Annotated in this window: 21 protein-coding genes; 9 read left to right on the top strand and 12 right to left on the bottom strand. The window is 68.8% G+C overall.

Going from position 1 to position 18,780, the window contains the following annotated elements; all coding sequences use genetic code 11:
• Positions 1 to 103 precede the first annotated feature (103 nt).
• A complete protein-coding gene (locus ACFULQ_RS43725; protein ID WP_383555835.1) occupies positions 104 to 718 on the bottom strand; it encodes a hypothetical protein in 615 nt (204 codons plus the stop codon).
• A gap of 499 nt (positions 719 to 1,217) precedes the next feature.
• Between ACFULQ_RS43725 and ACFULQ_RS43720 the strand changes: the two genes are divergently transcribed.
• Entirely contained in the window at positions 1,218 to 1,727 is a 510-nt protein-coding gene (locus tag ACFULQ_RS43720) for a hypothetical protein (RefSeq protein ID WP_383555833.1), read from the top strand.
• Positions 1,728 to 1,841: 114 nt separating this feature from the next.
• On the opposite strand, the gene ACFULQ_RS43715 is transcribed toward ACFULQ_RS43720, so the two are convergent.
• The gene (locus tag ACFULQ_RS43715; RefSeq protein WP_383555841.1) at positions 1,842 to 2,021 is read right to left on the bottom strand and encodes a hypothetical protein; all 180 of its coding nucleotides are present in this window, start codon (positions 2,019 to 2,021) and stop codon (positions 1,842 to 1,844) included.
• 428 nt (positions 2,022 to 2,449) lie between these two features.
• On the opposite strand from ACFULQ_RS43715, the gene ACFULQ_RS43710 reads away from it, so the two are divergent.
• The gene (locus ACFULQ_RS43710) at positions 2,450 to 2,944 is read left to right on the top strand and encodes an NUDIX domain-containing protein (RefSeq protein WP_383555831.1); all 495 of its coding nucleotides are present in this window, start codon (positions 2,450 to 2,452) and stop codon (positions 2,942 to 2,944) included.
• Positions 2,945 to 2,958: 14 nt separating this feature from the next.
• Here ACFULQ_RS43710 and ACFULQ_RS43705 read toward each other — a convergent pair whose 3' ends face one another.
• The 3 genes from ACFULQ_RS43705 to ACFULQ_RS43695 all read right to left on the bottom strand — a co-directional run bounded on the left by ACFULQ_RS43705 (position 2,959) and on the right by ACFULQ_RS43695 (position 4,763).
• A complete protein-coding gene (locus ACFULQ_RS43705; RefSeq protein ID WP_383555828.1) occupies positions 2,959 to 3,210 on the bottom strand; it encodes a hypothetical protein in 252 nt (83 codons plus the stop codon).
• A gap of 152 nt (positions 3,211 to 3,362) precedes the next feature.
• Positions 3,363 to 3,605 (bottom strand): hypothetical protein, encoded by a 243-nt coding sequence (locus ACFULQ_RS43700; RefSeq protein WP_383555825.1) that lies wholly within the window; start codon positions 3,603 to 3,605, stop codon positions 3,363 to 3,365.
• 675 nt (positions 3,606 to 4,280) lie between these two features.
• A complete protein-coding gene (locus ACFULQ_RS43695; RefSeq protein WP_383555823.1) occupies positions 4,281 to 4,763 on the bottom strand; it encodes an SRPBCC domain-containing protein in 483 nt (160 codons plus the stop codon).
• A gap of 101 nt (positions 4,764 to 4,864) precedes the next feature.
• On the opposite strand from ACFULQ_RS43695, the gene ACFULQ_RS43690 reads away from it, so the two are divergent.
• On the top strand, positions 4,865 to 5,578 hold the full coding sequence (locus ACFULQ_RS43690; protein ID WP_383555821.1) for a TetR family transcriptional regulator: 714 nt from the start codon (positions 4,865 to 4,867) through the stop codon (positions 5,576 to 5,578).
• Between the two features lie 170 nt (positions 5,579 to 5,748).
• Here ACFULQ_RS43690 and ACFULQ_RS43685 read toward each other — a convergent pair whose 3' ends face one another.
• From ACFULQ_RS43685 to ACFULQ_RS43665, 5 genes are all read right to left on the bottom strand, one after another.
• Positions 5,749 to 6,837 (bottom strand): catalase family protein, encoded by a 1,089-nt coding sequence (locus ACFULQ_RS43685; protein ID WP_383555819.1) that lies wholly within the window; start codon positions 6,835 to 6,837, stop codon positions 5,749 to 5,751.
• Positions 6,838 to 6,865: 28 nt separating this feature from the next.
• Positions 6,866 to 8,206 (bottom strand): Dyp-type peroxidase, encoded by a 1,341-nt coding sequence (locus ACFULQ_RS43680; protein ID WP_383555817.1) that lies wholly within the window; start codon positions 8,204 to 8,206, stop codon positions 6,866 to 6,868.
• 13 nt (positions 8,207 to 8,219) lie between these two features.
• On the bottom strand, positions 8,220 to 8,828 hold the full coding sequence (locus ACFULQ_RS43675) for a hypothetical protein (RefSeq protein ID WP_383555815.1): 609 nt from the start codon (positions 8,826 to 8,828) through the stop codon (positions 8,220 to 8,222).
• Between the two features lie 464 nt (positions 8,829 to 9,292).
• Entirely contained in the window at positions 9,293 to 9,694 is a 402-nt protein-coding gene (locus tag ACFULQ_RS43670; RefSeq protein ID WP_383555813.1) for a nuclear transport factor 2 family protein, read from the bottom strand.
• Positions 9,691 to 10,689: an NADP-dependent oxidoreductase gene (locus ACFULQ_RS43665; protein WP_383555811.1), complete on the bottom strand. Its 999-nt coding sequence runs from the start codon at positions 10,687 to 10,689 to the stop codon at positions 9,691 to 9,693. The genes ACFULQ_RS43670 and ACFULQ_RS43665 overlap by 4 nt, the downstream gene beginning before the upstream one ends.
• A gap of 122 nt (positions 10,690 to 10,811) precedes the next feature.
• Between ACFULQ_RS43665 and ACFULQ_RS43660 the strand changes: the two genes are divergently transcribed.
• The 6 genes from ACFULQ_RS43660 to ACFULQ_RS43635 all read left to right on the top strand — a co-directional run bounded on the left by ACFULQ_RS43660 (position 10,812) and on the right by ACFULQ_RS43635 (position 16,288).
• Positions 10,812 to 11,687 (top strand): LysR family transcriptional regulator, encoded by an 876-nt coding sequence (locus tag ACFULQ_RS43660; RefSeq protein ID WP_383555809.1) that lies wholly within the window; start codon positions 10,812 to 10,814, stop codon positions 11,685 to 11,687.
• Between the two features lie 204 nt (positions 11,688 to 11,891).
• On the top strand, positions 11,892 to 12,626 hold the full coding sequence (locus ACFULQ_RS43655; protein ID WP_383555806.1) for a family 16 glycosylhydrolase: 735 nt from the start codon (positions 11,892 to 11,894) through the stop codon (positions 12,624 to 12,626).
• 215 nt (positions 12,627 to 12,841) lie between these two features.
• Positions 12,842 to 13,084 carry a hypothetical protein gene (locus ACFULQ_RS43650; RefSeq protein ID WP_383555803.1) on the top strand — a complete coding sequence of 81 codons (243 nt, stop codon included), beginning with the start codon at positions 12,842 to 12,844 and terminating at the stop codon, positions 13,082 to 13,084.
• Positions 13,077 to 14,042, top strand: coding sequence for an alpha/beta fold hydrolase (locus tag ACFULQ_RS43645; RefSeq protein WP_383555801.1), 966 nt, complete (start codon positions 13,077 to 13,079; stop codon positions 14,040 to 14,042). Before ACFULQ_RS43650 ends, ACFULQ_RS43645 begins: the two co-directional genes overlap by 8 nt.
• A gap of 712 nt (positions 14,043 to 14,754) precedes the next feature.
• A complete protein-coding gene (locus ACFULQ_RS43640) occupies positions 14,755 to 15,228 on the top strand; it encodes a hypothetical protein (RefSeq protein ID WP_383555798.1) in 474 nt (157 codons plus the stop codon).
• Between the two features lie 646 nt (positions 15,229 to 15,874).
• A complete protein-coding gene (locus ACFULQ_RS43635; protein ID WP_383555797.1) occupies positions 15,875 to 16,288 on the top strand; it encodes a hypothetical protein in 414 nt (137 codons plus the stop codon).
• A 43-nt stretch (positions 16,289 to 16,331) separates the two neighbouring features.
• Here the strand turns inward: ACFULQ_RS43635 and ACFULQ_RS43630 are convergent, their stop codons facing one another.
• Both ACFULQ_RS43630 and ACFULQ_RS43625 read right to left on the bottom strand, forming a co-directional pair.
• Positions 16,332 to 17,159, bottom strand: coding sequence for a SigB/SigF/SigG family RNA polymerase sigma factor (locus ACFULQ_RS43630; RefSeq protein ID WP_383555794.1), 828 nt, complete (start codon positions 17,157 to 17,159; stop codon positions 16,332 to 16,334).
• Between the two features lie 62 nt (positions 17,160 to 17,221).
• On the bottom strand, positions 17,222 to 18,082 hold the full coding sequence (locus ACFULQ_RS43625; protein ID WP_383555838.1) for a BN159_2729 family protein: 861 nt from the start codon (positions 18,080 to 18,082) through the stop codon (positions 17,222 to 17,224).
• Between the last annotated feature and the right edge of the window lie 698 nt (positions 18,083 to 18,780).

Below are 18,780 nucleotides of genomic sequence, written 5' to 3'. Positions count from 1 at the left end.
CCGTCGCACGGTCTCTCCCGACCGCGCGACGGCGACAGCGCCGTCGTGCCCGTACCTGTACCGGAGGCGGGCGCGCATCGCGGAGCACGCCCGCACGGCGCGGTCAGGGAGTGAAGACCTCATCGAGGCGGTCGATGGCCCCGTCGGCACCCAGGTGGTAGGTGAAGACGAGCCCCGAGTTCGGGTGCGCCTCCAGCCAGTCGAGGAACTCCTGCACGCCGATAGGCTGGTTCTCGGTGCTCTCCACGATGGGATTGGTCACCGTGACGTACGCGGCCTGGTCCATCGGGATGAACGTCTCCTTGCCGACCGTCTCGAAGGGCGCGCCGTCGGAGTCGGGCGTTCCGCAACCCCAGTTGCCGTGCTTGACGATCAGGCTGAGGAATCCCCCTTCGGGGGTGTACCGGTAGACCGCGACCTCGTCAGGGGAGATCGGCATCTTGTGGTCACAGCCGTCGTCGGCGACAACAGCACTCGACGCCACGGGAACGGGGGCCTTGGACGCGATCGGAACCGCTCCGGGGGTCTTGCCGACGCTGCCCGAGCCCGAACCGGCGGACGCCGTGGCGCTCGGCTTCTCGTCCACCGCACCGGTGCCCGTCGCCTCGCCGCCGGTACCCCCCGCCTTCGTCGGGCTCACGCCGGCGCCCGAACCCGTCGTGTCACCGCCGCCGTTGCCCTTGCCGCTGCATCCGGTGAGGATCAATGCCCCCGCCACGCAGGCTCCCAGTACGGCCGCTCGCGCAACGCCCGGTCTGCGCCGGCTCTTCCTCGGCGTCACGTTCATGATGTGTCCCCCCTGTTGTCCCAGTTGCAGTTGTGCCTCGCGGTTCTTCGCAGAGGACGACTTTCGGCCGCCGTCAGTTGCACCTCCACGTGAGTTCTTCACGCATCGCCGGTGGTGCAACGGACATCGCCGTAACCCCGCATGTCGCCGCCGCGTCTACCCTTGGCCTGTTTTCGCCGCTGACCCTAGCGTGAGGGCTCGGCTGTGTGTCACTCACCCTCCCGCTCGGTGACGCGAGCTCGCGTGAGCCCGGCATGGCGCTGTTCGGGGTTGTTCGTGTGAACAAGGTGGTGCGACGACGCGGTCGGCGCCCGCGGTGGGCGATCACATTTCAGTACATGAGACACATTCGCCAAAGCATGCAACCGTATGACCCTCACATATGTCTCATACTGTGACCACCAGTCCCCGACGTCTCATAGGGGGCGTCATGCACAACCGCCATCGCCTCATGGCCATCACCGCGAGCGCACTCCTGCCGGTCGGCACCGCAGCGTCGGCCTCCGCGGCCGCCACGTCCCCGGCACCGTCCACGAGTCTCGTGGTCAACGCCAGGATCGCCGGTCACTGCTCCTTCGACCGGGTCGTCATCGACGTGAAGGGCAAACTGCCGCCGACCACCGTCACGCGCGTCAAGGAGCTCCGCTACGACAGCTCGGGGAAGAAGGTCCCGCTGGCCGGGAAACACTTCCTGGAGATCAAGCTCTCCCCAGCCGCAGCCCACAACAACGCGGGAAGGAACGTCTACAAAGGCCCACGCCTGATCAAACTGAATCTCCCGAAACTCAAGGGCTTCGCACTGACCGGCGACTTCGAGGGCGTCGTCAGCTTCGGTGCCGCGTTCAACAGCAAGCCCTCCTACACAACAAAGCACCTGCACCACCCCGAGCGCTTCGTCCTCGACATCGCCCACCGCAACACCTGCCGGTCCTCGCACTGACGTGCATTGACTGATCCTGGGGTCGCGCACCGCCTGGCCAGGTCGTCGAGCAGGAGCGTGCCGCCGGTGGTGCTGGGCACGTTCGCGGCGGTGACGAGGACGGCCAGCACCAGCTCACCCGCTGTCCGTCACGGGGAACTGGGTGATCTTGGACGGGATGGTGTCGGTGCCGGAAGTTGGTGCGCCGGTGTCGTTGACGACGTAGGCGTACTGGCCCTTACCGCCCAACGAGATCACCTGGATGCTGTACTCGCAGTCGGCGCCCACGTTGGAGCCGCCAAGGTGACCGTCCATGTCAGTGCCGGAATCGTCACTCTCAACGGCCCACTCCGCCGGCGCAGCACCGTCGAGAACGCCGATCGACTCCTCCTGACGGACAGTCCCGGACCGACCGTCGGTGCCGTGAGAGGGTTCTCAGGAGCCGGGTCGGGGTGGCTGCACGAGCCCGGGCCGGATGTGCGGAGCGTCGAGGCGGGTCCGGCCGATCATCTGCCGGTGGGGCCCGCCTACGCCAGCCCCACCGTGGCCGTCCGACTGTGTCCTCGCCTCAACCTCTCAGCGTGCGAACTGAGCCGCACTCCGGACCTGCCTGTCCCAGCACCGGGCTGGGCATGCTCAGGACCGGAGCTCTTCGGCAAGTCGGTGGGCTTCTGTGGAGAGCTACTGGGTTCGGCCCACCTGTTCCATCACCTCGCCATTACCAAGGTGGTTAGCGTGTCTGGATGCCATCCGTGAACCTGCGTCACTCAGTACGCGCGATCATCCTCGACGAGGACGACCGCATCCTTCTCTGTCGGTTCGCGATTCCAGAGCCCGCAGGAACGGTGGTGTGGGCGGCTCCGGGCGGAGGAATCGAACAGGATGAGACACCACTTGCCGCATTGCGTCGCGAACTGCGGGAAAAGGTGGGCCTCGCTGTCAGGACTGATCCCCCGCACGTGTGGCACCAGGAAGTGGTGGCGCCTGGGCACGCAGCTGGCTACGACGGCGTCGTCAATGACTACTTCCTCGTGCGCACTGCGGGTTTCAACCCGCGCGGGGCGCTGTCCGACGACGAGCTCGCCTCGGAGAACATCACCGGGCTGGACTGGTGGCACCCACGGGAAGTCGCCAGTTATGACGGTCCGGACCTGTTTTCCCCCCGCGACCTTGCGACTCCTTTGAGGGCGTTGATCACCTCCGGTGTTCCAGCCAGACTTGTGCTGCTCGGCATCTGAGCAGACAACCCGCGTCATAGCGCGAGCAGGACTCGTTTTCGCAGGAGGGCGAAGCCCGCGCGGCCGACCATCTGGCGCTTGAGCATCTTGATCCGGTTGACATGGCCTTCGACGGGGTCCGAGTTCCAGGGCAGGGTAAGGCCGGCGATGGGGGCGTCGCGGTCGCCGTCTATGCCTGCTGCGAGGGTGTGGAGGCTGGGTAGGTCGTCATGCCGGACGGCGTCGAGCCAGTCCGGCAGGCGCTCGCCCTTGCGCTCGGTGAGCATGGTCGCGAAGGAGCGGGCATGGCGGGTGAGGTCGTCCAGTTCGGGGCAATGGGCCCGGACGGTCTTGAGGTGGAACTGGTCGGGCTCGGTGAGGGTTTCCGGGCGACGGAGGATCCGCCCAGCGACGGCCCCGGGGGAGGGCGGCCGTGCGGTCAGGGGCCCGGTGAGGTGCGCTTCTGGTGCAGGTAGGCGAGAACGCGCTGGTAGCTGCCCTTGTAGCCGAGCGGGACGATTTCCTCCCAGAGGTTCCAGGCGTTGGTGCACCCCTCGCTCCAGCGGTCGTCGAGGTATGTCTTGTACTCGTCCAGGACGGACGGCCGCGTCTGCCACTGACCCGTAAAGAGGTCTTCGGGCTTGGTAGCGTCGGCGTACCGCTTGACGGCGCGGCTGGTCATGTCAGGGCGAGCCGGCCGCCTCTTCCGCCGGGGCCTGTTCAGGCTCGGGCTCAGGTGCCTCGGGGATCAGGACGCACAGGCAGCGGCGGTGTTGTGTGACGGTTCGCTCGGCGGCCTCGCTCAGGTTGTGCCGAGGATGCCACCGGTCCGCGCCCTGGACGGCCTGCGGCACCCCGGCGGCGGCGCCTTCGGCGAAGAGCGGGGCGCGACCGCGGCAGACGACTTCGACACCGGGCCGCTGTGCCGGCCATACGGCCAGAGTCGGTGCCTCCCGGTCGGACAGCCGGTCGACGGGGCGCCGCTTCTCGATGTCGACGAGAAACGTGCCGTAGTGTCGGGCCTTGCGGGTGGGTACTCGTCGACGCCGGCCACCCGCGGCACGGGCACGTCCGGCTCGGGAAGCGTGTCGACCAGGCGACGGACGGTACGGCGGCTGATGGACATCCCCAGGACGGATGCCAGGCTGGCGCCGGCCCGGCCCGCAGGGCATGCCCCACTGCTCAGAGGCAGAACAACGCCTCGCCCGGCGCTCGGCACATCAGCAGGAAACCGCAGCTAGGAACCGGGGACCTGGTTCGACCAGGCTCCACACACCGAACACGTCGCGCCGTCCGTGATGCACTACGCATCGACGCGCACCACCGCGATGTTCACGCTCGCCCTCTCACAGCCCTGCTAGTCCCGCCTGGGGCGCAAGGTGCTGCCCGGGTGCAGGGTGCCGTCGTCACCGAGGTCGCCCAGCACGGCGGGCAGGCCCTTGGTGAGCATCTTGGTGCGGACGGTGCCGAGGATTTTGGCCATGAAGAATCCTCCGGTGCCGGTGAAGCCGGTGTGGTGGTAGGTGAAACGGGTCCCGCCGCCGTGCGGTGCGAGTCGGTAGGCGACCTCCGTCACCTCGCCGCCGCCCTCGTCCTGCCAGGAGTAGCGCAGCAGTGAGGGTTCACGCGCCTCCAGCACCTCGCACAGCACCACGCCGCTCCACCCCGGCTTCGGCTTCGCGATGAACTTGAACGTGGTGCCGGGCGTGGCCGCGAAGCCCTCCGGGCGTGCACCGGCGCCGGTGGCCGTCCAGAGCGGGATCAGCTCTGGATCGGTCACGGCGCGCCAGACCTTCTGCGGCGGGTGAGGGTAGTCGCGGACGATGTGGATGGTGCTCATGGCGGGCTCCTCGGGCATGGGCGTCAAGCGCAGCATATACTTACAGTCAATAAAAGTTTATAGCGACAGAACTTTTATGAAGGCTGGACTACGCTGCACGAATGAGCATGCGCACTGTGGACTGGACGGCCTTGCGCCGTCGCGACGCGGAACCCGCCGCTGAGGGACTACGAGAGCGCAAGAAGCGGCTGTTGCGGCGGCAGCTGTCGGACACGGCCACCGAGATGTTCATGGAACGGGGCTTTGACGCCGTGCGTGTCTCCGAGATCGCCGAAGCCTGCGGGGTGTCGGAGAAGACGGTGTTCAACTACTTCCCCACCAAGGAGTCCCTCGTCCTGGACCTGGGCGAGGTCACATTGGGCTCCCTGCGGACCACGCTGGCCGATCCGGATCTGTCGCCTGTCGAGGCCGTGCTGAAGATCCTGTCCGGCGAGCTGGCGGGCATCACGTCCTGGCTGACCGAACAGGATGACCTGGACCAGGCAAAGAACATGCTTCTGCGCTTCGGCATGCTGATCAGATCCACCCCGTCCCTGCGGGCCTATCAGCGCGACATGGCTGATCAGCAGGTCGCCGTAGCCGCCGAAGTCCTGGCTGAGCGCAATGAGATGAGCCCGGACGACCCTGAACCACAGATCGCCGCAACCGCCCTGCTCGCCCTGTGGCCCATCCAGTTCCAGGCGCTACGCAGGCACCTGAACGGCGTCCAGACCCCCGAGCAGTTGCACGAACTCGTAAGCGCCGACGTCCGACGCGCAGCACGCCTCATCGACATGGGACTGACCTCGCTCGCCCCCGCCCGGCCCAGCAAGTGAAACGGTCAGCCGGTCGCGCCCTGTCAAGGAGTGTCAAAAAGGACACACCCCACCCCCATCCTCGGCGGCGCGGGCGATACGGGTGGGGACGTGACCGCGGGACTTCTTCATTCTGGTACGCACGTTCCGACCGACCCGCGGAGACGCATCCAGGGTCGGCCGGAACCTGGTCAGGCGGGCAGCTCCTTGATGTCGGACGGCTCCTGTCGCTCGATGCCGTTGAAGCGGTGCCGGAAGTCGCTGGACGCCGGGTACGCGGCGCGGCGGGAGCGCATGATCGACCCCAGTGGGCGGTGGGCCTCCAGGGCGTGCCAGGGGCTGAAGGAGAGGACGTCGTCGGCGTAGCGGCGGCGGGCGTCGCTGTAGGCGTCCTGGGCGGGCAGATGCAGCACGGCCACGGTCTGGTGCGGTGACAGTTCCTCGGGCCACAGGACCGAGGCGTCCTCCACCGGCATCCGGTCGATGTCCGTGCACAACTGGGCGCGGATGTCGTACTCGGCGCTGTTGTCTGCAAAGAAGTCGGTGACGAGGTCGCGCAGGGCCGACTCACCGGCCTTCTTGTGGACGTGGCTGCCGGTGAGGGCCCGGACGTTCGCCGAGCGGGGTGCGGCGGACATCTTCGCTACGTGGTCGCCGTAGCGCAGCGCGGCCATGGAGTGGAAGGTCTCGCCGAGGATGTGGTCGTTGGCGGCGGCCAGGGTCTCGACGGCGGGCGGCAGCGGACGTCCGACGCGCGTGAGGGCCTTGGCTGCCACGCGGGCGGCCGCGCCGGTGAGCTGGAGCTGCTGGTCGCTCTGGCTGGGCTGTTTCTCCAACAGACCCTGGAGCTTGGCGTATTCGGCGATGTTGCCGAAGGGCAGGGTGGGGTGGTTGACGAGGAGGAAGTCCTGGGTGGTGAAGCCGTCGTCGAGAGCGCGGGCCCCGGGGGCGCCGATCACCTTCATCGCGAGGCCGCGCTGGACGGGTACCTGGTCGGAGCGCAGGTCGCCGGGGGCGGAGGAGAAGCGGACGATCACCGGGTAGGTGGCCGGTGCGGCGAAGAGGCCCTGGGCGAGGTGGGCGGGCAGGTCGGGCTGGATGCGCAGCTCGCCTGCGAGGACGCCGTGGCTCTTGGCATGGGCGTCGCGCAGGCCGTGGCGGTGTTTGTCGGCGACCTGCTGGTTGGCCTTGCCCATGGCCGCGACGACCTGGCGGACGAGTTCGTCCTCGTCCGGAAAGGGCTGTTCGAGGTCAGGGCTGTAGCGGACGTACGAGGTCATGGGGAGTGTCTCCGCGCGAGGTGGGGGGTCAGGTGCCGCTGAGCCAGCGGATGGCGGACAGGCTCGGCATGAAGAAGTACTCGCCGCCGAGCAGGGTGTTGAAGGACTGGATGTTCTGCACCCGGCGCGGCGGAGTCCCCGGCACGGTGAAGTAGGCGCCCTTGTCCTGGAGCGAGATCATCGGGTCCTTCTCCTTGCCCAGGCCCATGAAGTTGCCGGAGCCGACCCATTCGCTCTGGAGGAACTCGACGTTGTCGATGGCGCGGGCGCCGAGGGCGATGAAGTCCAGGCCGCGCGGTGCGCCGTCGTCCTTGAGGCGGTCCGGGGGCAGCGGGGTGCCGTAGGAGGTGCCGCGCCGGATGATCCGGCGGATGTTGACGTCGGTGAGGACGGTGAGTTTGGTGTCGCGCGGGTTCATCCGGCGGATGTGGGAGCCGAGCGGGGTGCGCAGTCCGCGCGGGTCGGCGGAGTAGTCGAAGTCGTTGATCCGGTTCGGGTCCTCGCCGATCGCGGGGGTGTCGCGCTCCGGAGTCAGGGCGAGGGGGGCGCCGCTGCGCCAACGGCCGACCAACTTGGCGGCCAGCAGCTCGCGTTCGGCCTCGGTGGAGGCGTTGTCGTGCAGCCACTTGTTGAAGGCCGCGACGTGGGAGTGGTACTTGCGGAAGACGACGTACGTGCCGTTGCGGCCCAGAACATCCGGAGCCGGCACGGGCAGCGGCACACCGGTCTCGCTGGGGTAGCCGAGGACGAACTCACCGGCCTTGATGGGCCGTCCGTCGCCGGGCAGGGGTTCGGCGCCACTGCCCTCGACCACCGGCTGGCTGAAGCCGTCCCGGTAGCCGAAGACGTTGAACCCGTCGGCCGCGAAGTCCTGGTGCGACAGGAGCCGGACGCCCGGGACTTCGCCCAATTCCTTCTCGTACGCGGCGACTTCGGCTCGCCAGTCGTCCTCGCTCGCGGCGTAGACCGTGACGGCGGCATGCACGCGCGGAGTGCCGAAGGGGAACTCCCAGCGGTCCGGCGCGTTCACGCCGGTGTCGCGCAGCCGCTCGGCGCGGGCGGCCATCCCGGCACGGAAGTTGGCCGGGAAGGAGGCGAGTGAGGCCTCCGGCAGCCCCAGGGCGACCAGACCCTGGTAGCTGAGGGCGACGGCCAGCCAGGACGGCTGCGGTTCGTCCCAGCGCGCCGCCGAGGTCACCCTGGGCGCCAGTCGGCGCAGCAGTTCCCTGCCCGCGGCCGGTTCGGTGATCTCCAGGATCGCGTGGGTGCCGAAGTAGGGCTCGGGCCGGGCCCGCAGCAGGGTCGCCTGGATGTCGTCGAGGTCCAGGGTGGGCGGGCGGCGCAGCCGCCGGAACAGCGGGGAAGGCATGGTGCGCCGGCCTTCAGTTGAGGTCCGACAGGAAACGCTGCACGGCGGCCTCCTGCCGCTTGAGCCGGTGGCCCTCCGCGACGGTGAGGTTGGGGTGGGCGACGAACCACGCCTCGGCCGGGATCTGGTACTTGACGATGAAGTCCTTCACGTCCGGCGAGGTGATGCCGGGCCAGCCCTCGACGTTCTCGAACAGGAAGTCCATCATGTCGGGGATCTTGGTGGCGAAGTCGTCGATGTAGGGGTCCCACTCGCCGTCGAAGGCGGTCGCGAACAGCAGCTTCGTGTCGTTCTCGAGGAACACGAACCGCATGTTGTGCAGGGTCCCGACCTGGCCGGCGCCCGCCAGGTTCCCGCCGAGCAGACCGAAGAATTTCCGCAGCCGCTGTGCGCCGTTCGGCTTCAGCGGCAGGATCGTCGTCAGCTCGGACACCTCACCGCTCTTGGCGCCGATCCGGCCGGCGGTGGTGACGGCGTGTTCGGCCATCTCTTCCTTGTCGGCGAGGATCTCGGCAGCCTTGAGCTTGAGGGCGATCTTGGCGTCCGACAGTGCGGTCTCGACCTTCTGGCGGACCGCGTCGGGGAACTGCTGGAACTTGGCGTGCAGGTCTGTCTCGCTCATGGCGCCTCTCTTCGGGAGCGGGCGGCAATACTTCGCTTGCCGTCACAAATAGGGCATCGCGGGGTGATGTACAAGCAGAATGAGTCCGGCTGTCTGACCATCTCCGCATAACTGATTACATCATCAGTTTGCCGTTCCGGCTTGTCAACGCGCTACTCGCAGGTAGTCTCACGACTCGCGTTCCCCAGCTATGTGTTTCCGGCCGCCGCTTCCACCGCGCTGTTCTCCGACGCGATCACCTACCGCTTCCGGATTCGGCCGGTCGCCGCGGTGGTGAGCAGGGTCTGTTCCAGGTCGGCGACCACACCGGACCAGTGTTCGGCCTGCACTGCGGCCCCCTGCTCGGCGCCGTCGGCGAGACCGTGGCCTCCGTCGGCCGCCGCCCCCGGCTGGGACGCATGGGCCGCCCCGAGATCACGAATGTCGTCCCGGCAAGCAAGAGGGGCGCAGTGCCTGGCCTCGCCCTACAGGGCGTTGTCCAGTGTCAGGGCGAGCTCTGCGATCCGCCACCTGACGTCGGACCGTCGCAGGCTGAAGGTGTAGACGCCGGTCGAGATCATCTGAATGCTCTCGCCGGTGTTTCTCGTCTGCAGCAGATAAGCCCGCACCTCGGCCGTGGCGGCGTCCGTCGCCGTGACCACGACGTTGCCGATGTGGTGCCGCACCCTTCCGGTCTGGGCCATGTGTCCGTCACGGATGAAGTCGAGCACCGCCGCGCGTCCGGCGACCGGGCCGAGCATCCCCTGTCCGGGCATCGTGAAGGTCCAGACGGTGTCTTCGGTCAGGACCGTTTCCAGCTCGGGCACATTCAGCTCGTCCAGGGCGTGGGCGTAGTCCACCACCGTCTGCTGGAGTTCGGCGATCACGAGGCCACCGTCAGTACGATCTTGCCCTGGATGTGGCCCTGCGCGGCTCGCGTGTGTGCGTCGGCCGCTTCGGACAGCGGGTAGGTGCTGTCCACCCCGACCGTGAGTGTGCCCTGGTCGAACAGGCGTCCGATCTCGGCGAGCTGGGGGCCGTTGGAACGTACCTGGATGTTCGAGACGGTGATGTCCAGACGTGCCGTCTCTTCCGGGTCGTACTGGGCGAAGAACACCGGAAGCATCGTGCCCCCGCGCTTGAGCACGTTCAGGAAGCGTGCGCTGTCCGGGCCGCCGACGGTGTCGATCACCAGGTCGACACCGCTGACGACGTCCGCTGCCTGCGTCGTCGTGTAGTCGATGAACTCGTCGGCGCCGAGCTTGCGCAGGAACTGCTCATGCCGGCCTGAGGCCACCGCGATGACGTGTGCCCCCTTCCATTTCGCCAGTTGCACCGCGAAGTGGCCCACTCCCCCGGCGGCCCCGTTGACCAGCACGGTCATGCCTGGCGTGATCGGCACCGGCTGGTGCACCTGGCCGGTGAAGGGAGACGGCACGTCGTGGCCGAGATCAACCAGGTACTGCCAGGCCGTGAGCACGGCCATCGGCGCACCGGCCGCCTCCACGTGGTCGATACCGGTCGGCTTGTGAGCCAGGTCTGAAACCGGCGCGGCCACGTACTGGGCGTACGTCCGGCCGTCGAATCCGGGGAACCGCAGCATGCCGAAGACCTCGTCACCAACGGCGAACCCCCGCACGTCCGGAGCGACTTCCTCGACCACGCCCGACATGTCCGTTCCAGGGATCAGAGGGAACTCCAGCGCCGGCCTCATCTCGGCCGGCATGACCTTCATCCCCTCACGCAGGTACCAGTCCGGCGGATTGATGCCCACCGCGTGCACCCGGACGAGCACCTCGCCCGGGCCGATCTCGGGAACCGGCACCTCGTCGTACCGCAGAACTTCCGGCCCGCCCGCCGCGTGGAACTGAATCGCCTTCATCGCGCCTGTCGCTTTCTTCGGGAAACGTTGCTCCTTGAGTCAAAGCCCGAGACGGCAGGGCCGTCCAAGACCGGTTCGGCAACCGGATCATTCCGAAACGGCATGACGCGTACCCTGCAAGGGTGAACGACCTCGGACAGGACCTGGAACTGCGGCTCGTGCGCTACTTCACCGTGGTGGCGGCGCACCAGCACTTCGGCCGGGCCGCCGCCGACCTGCACCTGGCCCAGCCGGCGCTGAGCCGTCAGATCCAACGGCTCGAGAAATATCTCGGCACACGACTGCTGGACCGCACCCCCCAGGGCACCCGACTCACTCCGGCCGGCCAGACGTTTCTCCCCCAGGCCCAGGCCCTGCTGCAGGCCGCCCGCCAGGCAGAACTGACCGTGCGGGAACAAGTCCGGACCGAGCGCATCGCCATCGGCTACGTCGAGGACCTGGTGATCACTGCAGCCGTGCGGGAACTGAGCCACCGTCACCCCGACGCCGAGATCGCCACCCGGCATCTGAACTGCCGCGACGTCGGGGCACTGACCGACAAGCGCGTCGACGCCCTGATCGCACGGGTCCCGCTGCCGCTGGTCGACGACGACGTGATCATCACTCCGCTGTACGAGGAGCCCCGGATGCTCGTGGTGCCGGACGGCCATCCTTTGGCCGACCGCGCCTCGGTGACCGCGGAGGAACTGGCCGGCGAAGAGGCGGCGCCGTGCGCGTTCGAGACCGAGGACTGGGCTTCCTACCGGATCCTCGGGGCCGGCGTGCCGCCGATCGAGAGCTACGAGGACAAGCTCGAACTCGTCGCGAGCGGCAGGACCATCGCCGTGCTGCCGGTCGGCGATCGGCGCAGTTCACTGCGTCCCGGTCTCGTCACCGTCCCGGTCGAGGGCGCTCCCCCCAGCCGGGTTGTCCTGGTCAGCCGCAAGGGCGACCCGAATCCGATGATCAGGAATCTCCGGCTGGCCGCCAAGGCCGTCCTGACCGCCCCGGCACCCTGACCGCCAAGCCGCCTGAACCGGCCAGGACGGGTCGGCATCAGCCGACTTGGCCAGTTGACCACCCGATTCGTTCAACTACCAAAGGAACGCGTCGATCTTTGCGGCACATCTTGTCAAAGGTCAAACGGACTCTTACAGTCCACGGACAGGTGGAGCGTGGGACCGCTCCCACCACGCATCGTTCATCCAAGCAATGGAGCTGCGATGACCCTTCCCTCTCGCCGGCCGAGCCGCCGACGCATACTCGGTGCGGCACTGGCCGTGCCTCCCGCGCTGATGCTGGGTGCGCAGACCGCACGGGCCGCATCCTGGGGTTCCCCGGTGACCGTCAACTCCTGGAACAAGATCAACGCGAGATGGACCGCCAACAACGAGCTGCAGACGTACCGTCCGGACTGCGTCTGGTACGAGGGCAACACACTGGTGATCAAGGCGTACAACGCCGGGGGCGGGGTCTACTACTCAGGCCGTGTGGAGTCGACGGCGCGGTACGGGTACGGCACTTACAGCTTCACCGCCAACATGCCCAACGGGCGGGGGCTGTTGCCGGCGGTATGGGCGGCGTACCTGAATCCGTGGCTGCCCGAGTTCGACGCCGCTGAGATCGTGGGGCAGAACCCGGGTGTCGTCTACCAGACGTCCCACGACGTCAACAACGCCCAGCAGCAGTTCTCCAGAACAAACTCCTCCGGCTGGACGAACGCGTACCACACCTACTCGTTCAGCTGGTTCCCGGACCACATCGACTTCGCCGTGGACGGCAACATCACGGGCACCACCTGGTACCGGACCCCGGCCGGGACGGGACTGCGCTTCATCGCCAACATCGCGGTCGGCGGTGACTGGCCCGGCAACCCGGACTCCTCCACCTGGGCCACGTCTGACGGCGCCCGCTACCTCAAGATCTCCTCCATCACCCACACGCCGTACTACCCATGAGGTGAACCCCGCCGAGCCCCCGACTGGTCGGCGGAATCCCAGGGGCACAGTTGGGCGCGTGCCCCACGCTCGTCTGGCAAGTCGTGCATGTGCTGGTCCGACGGGGTGGTGTGTGCGCCCGTGTTCATGTTCGGCGCTGTGAACCATGGCGCAGCGGCCTTCCGCGGCGTTCGTCCCTGTCCACCCACACCCCCGCCTTGTCCAGGGAACTTGCCGTGACCGACGCCGTCGTCTTCCTCGGCGGCGCGGTCACCACCGTCTCACGTCGATGGCTGCGCCGCCGCCGTCTCACTGGCCCGCATCGAAGGCGGTACCTGGCCCAGCGCCCTCACTCGCGCCTCCACCTGCTTGATCCCCTCGCCACCGTCGCCGCGGCCCTCACCACCTTGCGCACCTGGGCGGTGCGTCTCCCGTTCTCCGCTCGGACACCCACCACGGCCGGGGGCTGCCGTGACTGACGCTGTTGCAGGTCGTTCTTGCTGGGAAGTCATCGCCGAGGCAACGGGGTTCGTCATGTCGCAGGAGTCGATCCGGGAAGTGAAGTACCGGGGGTTCACGTTCGGGTGCCGCATCGTGGAGCAACCGCACCCGCAGGTCGAGCCGATCGTGGTGCTGGGTGGCGCCTACCAGAACATGCATTCCAACCGCAGGTCGGAGCGCCCCTGGACTGCGGCGGCGACGGTGGTGAGCGTGGAACTCCCCGGTCTGGGCACCGCCGACGATCTGCCCGACGACTACGGCTTCGACTTCATGAGCGATGCGCTGGGACATCTCCTGGACTCACTTGGGCTGGGACGCGTGAACATCATCGCCGTCTCCTACGGGACGGCCATCGCCTACCGCTACACGCAGCGCTACCCGGATCGCGTGGTCAGGCTGGCGCTCGTCGGGTCGACCCAGACACTGCCCGACGACGCCCGGTTGGCGATCACTCAGGTCAACGACCTGCTACGGGCGGGCAGGACCGAGGAGTTCGCCCGGCGGGCGGTGGACCTCCTGGTGTGCAGCGACGCGTCGTGCCTCGCGGCGCACCCGCATGCTGCGGCAGAGGTGCTCCGCAGGGTACTGGCGGCGGCTGGACCAGCTGACACAGTGCGTTACATCGCCGCCAACAGGCGGCTCCTGCAGCATCCGTTCGGGGAGCCTGGCCTGATCCGGGGCGTGCGGGCGCTATGCCTGAGCGGCGAACACGACCGGCTGTGCCCGACAGCCGGGGCTCGGGCTGTGGCTGCCAGCATCCCGGGAGCGCTTTTGGCGGTCATGAAGGGCAGTGGGCATGTCGTTCACCTGGAACGGCCCCGGGACTTCAGTGACGTGCTGGCGCGGTTCATGACGGATCAGCCGCTGGAAGGTCACCCCGGCCTGGAGTTCGTGCAGGCCGTTCCCGCAGCGCAGCAACTGACGGCGACGGTCTGATCTGCCTGTGTGCTTCGTCGGCTGAGATGAGACGAGCGGACGGGCTGAAAGGGACGGCTCGCCCGGGAGAGTGCTTTCCGCAGCCTGTTCAGCGACATCTTCCACCAGCGCACCCGGTACTCGGCTTCTCCGTACGCCGAGCCGTTCCTCGCCCTCGCTGGTCGCAGGCCCGGTCGGCGCCCCAGCCCCGGAGACCCGCAGCAAGACCGCCTACCTCCTCGGCTGGTTCCCCGAGGAGGCCGGCACCGCTGGCAGCCCGCACCGGAGGCCTGCCGGAATCCCTGTTCGACCCCCGGCCACCGTACCGGCGTTCACTTAACTCTCCCCAGGACGCCAGAAGCTGCTGAAGGTCTTGGCCGAGCTGCTGACCACCGCGGACCTCCAACCCGTGTCCTTCGACTCCGACCTCCACCAGCAGTTCACCCAGTACGGCCTCCCAGCACCCGCCCGGTCCTACGCGCCTACGCCGGACTGTCCCCCGAAGGCGAGGACCCGTGAGGCGGAGCTGTCGGTGGGGTCAGTCGCGGATTGCGGGGCGGTGACACGACACCCTCCGCACCCTGTGTCGCCACGAGGTGACCGGCTCGCCCCCGCGGCTCCGGGACTGCCTCCGCTGATCGACCAGGTGTTCGCCTGCCGTACAGCGGTTAGGGGCTCCGATCGTGGCTACCCCTGTCGTCCCCGGCAGCTTAAGACCCAGAAGGCCCGTACTGTGCTCACCAGGGAGAACCTGCCCACGCCGGCCCCGCAAGCCCCGCCGGCCCCCAAGGCCATCGTGCGACTGCCGCGTGCCGCTGCGTGCGCCACGGTGGCACGGGGTCTGACGCGCATCTGGTTGGGCGAAGCGCTCGGCGTGCCCGGGCCCCGGCTCGAGGACGCCGTGCTCGTGGTCTCCGAGTTCTTCGCTCTGGCGGTCCTGCACGGCACGGGTCCGGAGACCGGTCTGCATCTTCTCGTCGGCTCCGGCGGCACAGCGCGCGCCGAGGTCGCCGGCTACTGGACGTCGGGGTGTCCGCCGGTGCCTGAGACCCGTCCTTGCCTGCGTCTCGTGGACGCCATCATCGGCGGGCTGGGCGGACAGTGGGGGTTCGGCGACAACGGTGCCGTCGCGTGGTGCGCCTTCCCCGTCCGCGGAGACGGGCGGTGCGCGAGCGCCCCTGCGGCGCACGGTCCGATGATGCCTTGAGCGAGTCCGCGCCAGACGCCTTCCGTGAGGTGGTGCGGGGACACGAGTGCCCCGGGGTCGTGGAGGCGCCTCTGCGCTGACTGCGGAGTGGACCGGCCGTGCGGCAGTGCCGGCAGCCGCACCGACGGGGTGGCTGCGCGGAACGCGCAGGTCGTCGCCCGCGTCGATGCGGCTCGAGGTCTGCGTGGACACGGACGCCAGGTCGTGCGCGAGGTGGGCGTCCGCCTCCCCACTTCCCCGCCTCAGGCCGACGTGCGGTCTTCCGGGACGCGTCGAGCACGGTCGCCCGCACTTATCGGCCAGTATGGAGGGCGGCAGGTTTGCCGCCCTCCGCACCGGCAACCCACTGAGGGTGGTCGTCGAAGACATCGGTATGGTCGAGGCACACGGTGAGTGGGTACGAATAGACGCGCGACGCGCCGCCGCACCCTCCGGCCGGACCATCGACCACACAGCCGACTCCTCACGTCCTTGCCGCCCCCGCTGATCCGGTGCGGGCGAGGACAGGCCCGGCCCCCTGCCCCACCGGCTCGATCCGCAAGCCCGGCGCCCGAGGCGCCGCAGAGCCTCTCACCTGGTTCGTCCCGGGGACGTGGACCACTACCCTTCATCCCGAACCGATCCACATCGACGGGAGTCATCACGAGTGGGAAGTGCATACCCTGCCCAGCGAAACGCCCTGACCGAACTGGTCAAGTCGGCTGTAGGAAGGGGGAAACGGTGGAGCCTGCGGGAGTTCACGCAACGCGCCGTCGACCCGGAGACGCACTGGGCTCCCAGCAAGTCCCTGCTCGGCAAGATCGTCAATGACGAGGGGTTCCGGGTCGAGCCGCGGCTCGTGTCCGCACTCGCCGTCGGGCTCGGCCTGCCGCGGGACGTGGTCGCCGCAGCGGCCCACTGGCAGGTCATCGGCTACAGCGAGGAGGAGCTGAACACGTCGGCGCCGGCCACGCTGGTGCGCCACCTGTCATCCGTCGGCGCTCCCGCCCCGCTGGCCAGGGCCGTCGCGGAGGGCTGGGAAGCGGAAGACCGGGACCGCGGCTCCGCAGCCACCGAATGACGGTCAACCGGGCGCTACCGGAACGGTCCTTGCGGCCCCGTCCTCAGACAGGAGGCAGCAGTTCCCTGCGAAGCTGATCGAAGGTGCGTGCGAGGACCCGGGAGACATGCATCTGCGACAGGCCGAGCACCGAGCCGATCTGCTTCTGCGTCATCGACTGGAAGAACCGCAGGTAAAGGATGTGGCGCTGCCGGTCGGTCAGCCGGTGCGCGACGTTGCGCAGCGCCAGGCAGTCGACGACCAGGTCGATGCCCCGCTCCTCGACGCCGAGGGTCTCACCGAGCGGCACGTCGGCGCCACGGCCCTGCGGGGCGTCGAGCGAGGAGGCGAAGTACGTACCGACGGCTTCCAGTGCGGCGGTCACGTCCTCCTCCGGCAGCCCCGTGTGCGTGACCAGTTCCCGCGTGGTCATCGGATCCGCCGAGCGTCTGCTCTGTTCCAGCTCCCGCTGCGCGTGCCGTACGCGGGCCTGCGCCTCCTGGATACGGCGAGGTACCCGTACGTTCCAAGTGCGGTCACGGAAGTGACACTTGATCTCCCCCGTCACTGTCGGCACGGCGAACGAAAGGAATGCGTGCCCCTTGGTGGGGTCGTAGCGGTCGACGGCCTTCACGACTCCGACGCAGGCGACCTGATAGAGGTCGTCGTCCGGCTCACCACGCCCTTGATAGCGCCGGGCGAGCCGCCGGGCCAGCGGCAGCAGCAGCGCGATCGTCTCCGCCCGCAGCGTGTCACGCCCGCTGCCCGGTGGTGTGGCACCCAGCACCCTCATACGGGTGTCGAGCTCCGCACTGGTGAACGCTCCGCTCGGCGAGCGGACCGAGGAGACGGTACTGGTGGCCGGACTGCCCTGCGCAGTTTCCACGGTCACCGCCGGTGGCACGGGGACGAACTCTTCGGCGGGCGGCGGATGAGGTGCCGACGGCTGCGGTGTCACAGCGCTCCGTCCCCCGCCTGCGTCGGCATTCCCAGCGGCATGGGGAACACGGGGACCAGCGGCCCCATCTGCCCGACGACATTGGTCAGGCGACAGCGTTCATCGCGTCCTGTGACAGACAGCAGCGGAATGCCGTCCGGCGCCCGCGTCCCGTGGTACCGCCACTCGTGCCCCTGGTTGTCGAGGTGCGGCAGAGCGAGGTCGTACACCTGGTCCCAGAGCCGGTAGGGCTCGGCCGCCGAGGCGGCCTGCGACTCCAGGAGGGCGGGCACGCACAGACCCATCAGGCGTACCGCGACGCCGTCGTGGACCCCTGTCCCCACACAGGATTCGCCGCACAGCGCCACCTCCTCGGGCCGGACGTGCAGCGCGGAGCGCCACACGTACCAGGCCCGCAGGTCCACCACGCGCAGCACGACGACCACCAGGTCCCCGTCGGCCACCACCGCCACGACGGAGGGGTGTTGACCATAGGCGGCGTTCAGGGCGGAGACGGCTCGGCCGGCCCGAAGACAGGCCCTGTCCCAGTGCACCGCCACGTCCTCCAGCGTGGGCAGGACCGCGCGCCTTCGCATCCCGTCGGCGAGGGCGGCATCCGCCGCGGACAGGGCCGGGGGCCGGTTCGTGTCCGTGTCCCTGTCCGTGTCCGTGTCCGGCGGCAGGAGGGCATCCGTCGCCCCGACAGCCGCGGCTTCATCGCCGCCCCGACCGCCCTCGGGAGGGGTTCCGAACCCCTGACGGTCTCCGACCGCTCCGTCGGACCGGCGGCGGACCAGACGTACCTGCCGGGCTCCCCCGCCCAACCCCTCCCACAGGCTGAGAACCTGCTCCGGCGTTCCGCCGCTCTCACTGTTCATCACCACGAGGCCTTGACCTTTCACTTGCTTTGTTCAGAAGGAGAAGATGCAGTCCACGGAAGTGGACAATGGGGGCCGCGACATCGCCGACCGTCCGCGTCACGGACAAGCGGAGTGCGCGTTCGGCGCTGCGGCGACGTGTCCGGGTGGCATCCGGTCCACGAAGGGGCAACGGGACCCAGCGCCCCTGAACCAGCCTGTTTCCGCCCGCGACACGCTCCCGGTTTTCCGAGGGCGCCACGAATATGCGCGGTTCATCACCACGAGGACCGCAGTCACTCTTTGGCAGGGTTCTGTGCGCCCGTTTCGACCGGCGGGCGTTGCGGTGACGCCCGACGGGACCGCGCCGGGGCCGCCCTGGAAGCCGACGTCAGGGCGGGACCGTCCTCGGTGAGGTCGCCGCAGTCACGGCGCGCGGACGACGGGGTGGGGCCAGGCGCCTTGCCGCCGACTGGCCCGCGACGTGGCGCAACGGCCACCAGGAAGGGCACAGCGCACACCCGGGCCTGCGGGCCGGCGCACACCCCGGGCCTGCGGGCCGTCGACCGGTCGTTCGGCGCGGACGGGGCAAGGGCGGCGCCGGCCGTCACGCCACCCGGTGCGCGTGCGACCCCGACGAGGTCGCCGGCGTCAGGAATCCGCTGCGCTCAGCGGATGCGCAGGGGTTTCCGCGGCCGACGCCTCCGGTGACCGGCGCC

This window comes from Streptomyces sp. NPDC057253 (genome assembly GCF_042669125.1).
In the GTDB taxonomy this organism is placed as follows: Bacteria; Actinomycetota; Actinomycetes; order Streptomycetales; family Streptomycetaceae; genus Streptomyces.
This window is presented reverse-complemented; position numbering and strand designations above follow the sequence as displayed.

What these genes read in the sequence shown, in the direction of transcription:
- ACFULQ_RS43720 (WP_383555833.1), top strand. Translation starts at nt 1,218, where the DNA reads ATGCACAACCGCCATCGCCTCATGGCCATCACCGCGAGCGCACTCCTG.
- ACFULQ_RS43715 (WP_383555841.1), bottom strand. Translation starts at nt 2,021, where the DNA reads ATGGACGGTCACCTTGGCGGCTCCAACGTGGGCGCCGACTGCGAGTAC.
- ACFULQ_RS43710 (WP_383555831.1), top strand. Translation starts at nt 2,450, where the DNA reads ATGCCATCCGTGAACCTGCGTCACTCAGTACGCGCGATCATCCTCGAC.
- ACFULQ_RS43705 (WP_383555828.1), bottom strand. Translation starts at nt 3,210, where the DNA reads ATGCTCACCGAGCGCAAGGGCGAGCGCCTGCCGGACTGGCTCGACGCC.
- ACFULQ_RS43700 (WP_383555825.1), bottom strand. Translation starts at nt 3,605, where the DNA reads ATGACCAGCCGCGCCGTCAAGCGGTACGCCGACGCTACCAAGCCCGAA.
- ACFULQ_RS43695 (WP_383555823.1), bottom strand. Translation starts at nt 4,763, where the DNA reads ATGAGCACCATCCACATCGTCCGCGACTACCCTCACCCGCCGCAGAAG.
- ACFULQ_RS43690 (WP_383555821.1), top strand. Translation starts at nt 4,865, where the DNA reads ATGAGCATGCGCACTGTGGACTGGACGGCCTTGCGCCGTCGCGACGCG.
- ACFULQ_RS43685 (WP_383555819.1), bottom strand. Translation starts at nt 6,837, where the DNA reads ATGACCTCGTACGTCCGCTACAGCCCTGACCTCGAACAGCCCTTTCCG.
- ACFULQ_RS43680 (WP_383555817.1), bottom strand. Translation starts at nt 8,206, where the DNA reads ATGCCTTCCCCGCTGTTCCGGCGGCTGCGCCGCCCGCCCACCCTGGAC.
- ACFULQ_RS43675 (WP_383555815.1), bottom strand. Translation starts at nt 8,828, where the DNA reads ATGAGCGAGACAGACCTGCACGCCAAGTTCCAGCAGTTCCCCGACGCG.
- ACFULQ_RS43665 (WP_383555811.1), bottom strand. Translation starts at nt 10,689, where the DNA reads ATGAAGGCGATTCAGTTCCACGCGGCGGGCGGGCCGGAAGTTCTGCGG.
- ACFULQ_RS43655 (WP_383555806.1), top strand. Translation starts at nt 11,892, where the DNA reads ATGACCCTTCCCTCTCGCCGGCCGAGCCGCCGACGCATACTCGGTGCG.
- ACFULQ_RS43625 (WP_383555838.1), bottom strand. Translation starts at nt 18,082, where the DNA reads ATGAACAGTGAGAGCGGCGGAACGCCGGAGCAGGTTCTCAGCCTGTGG.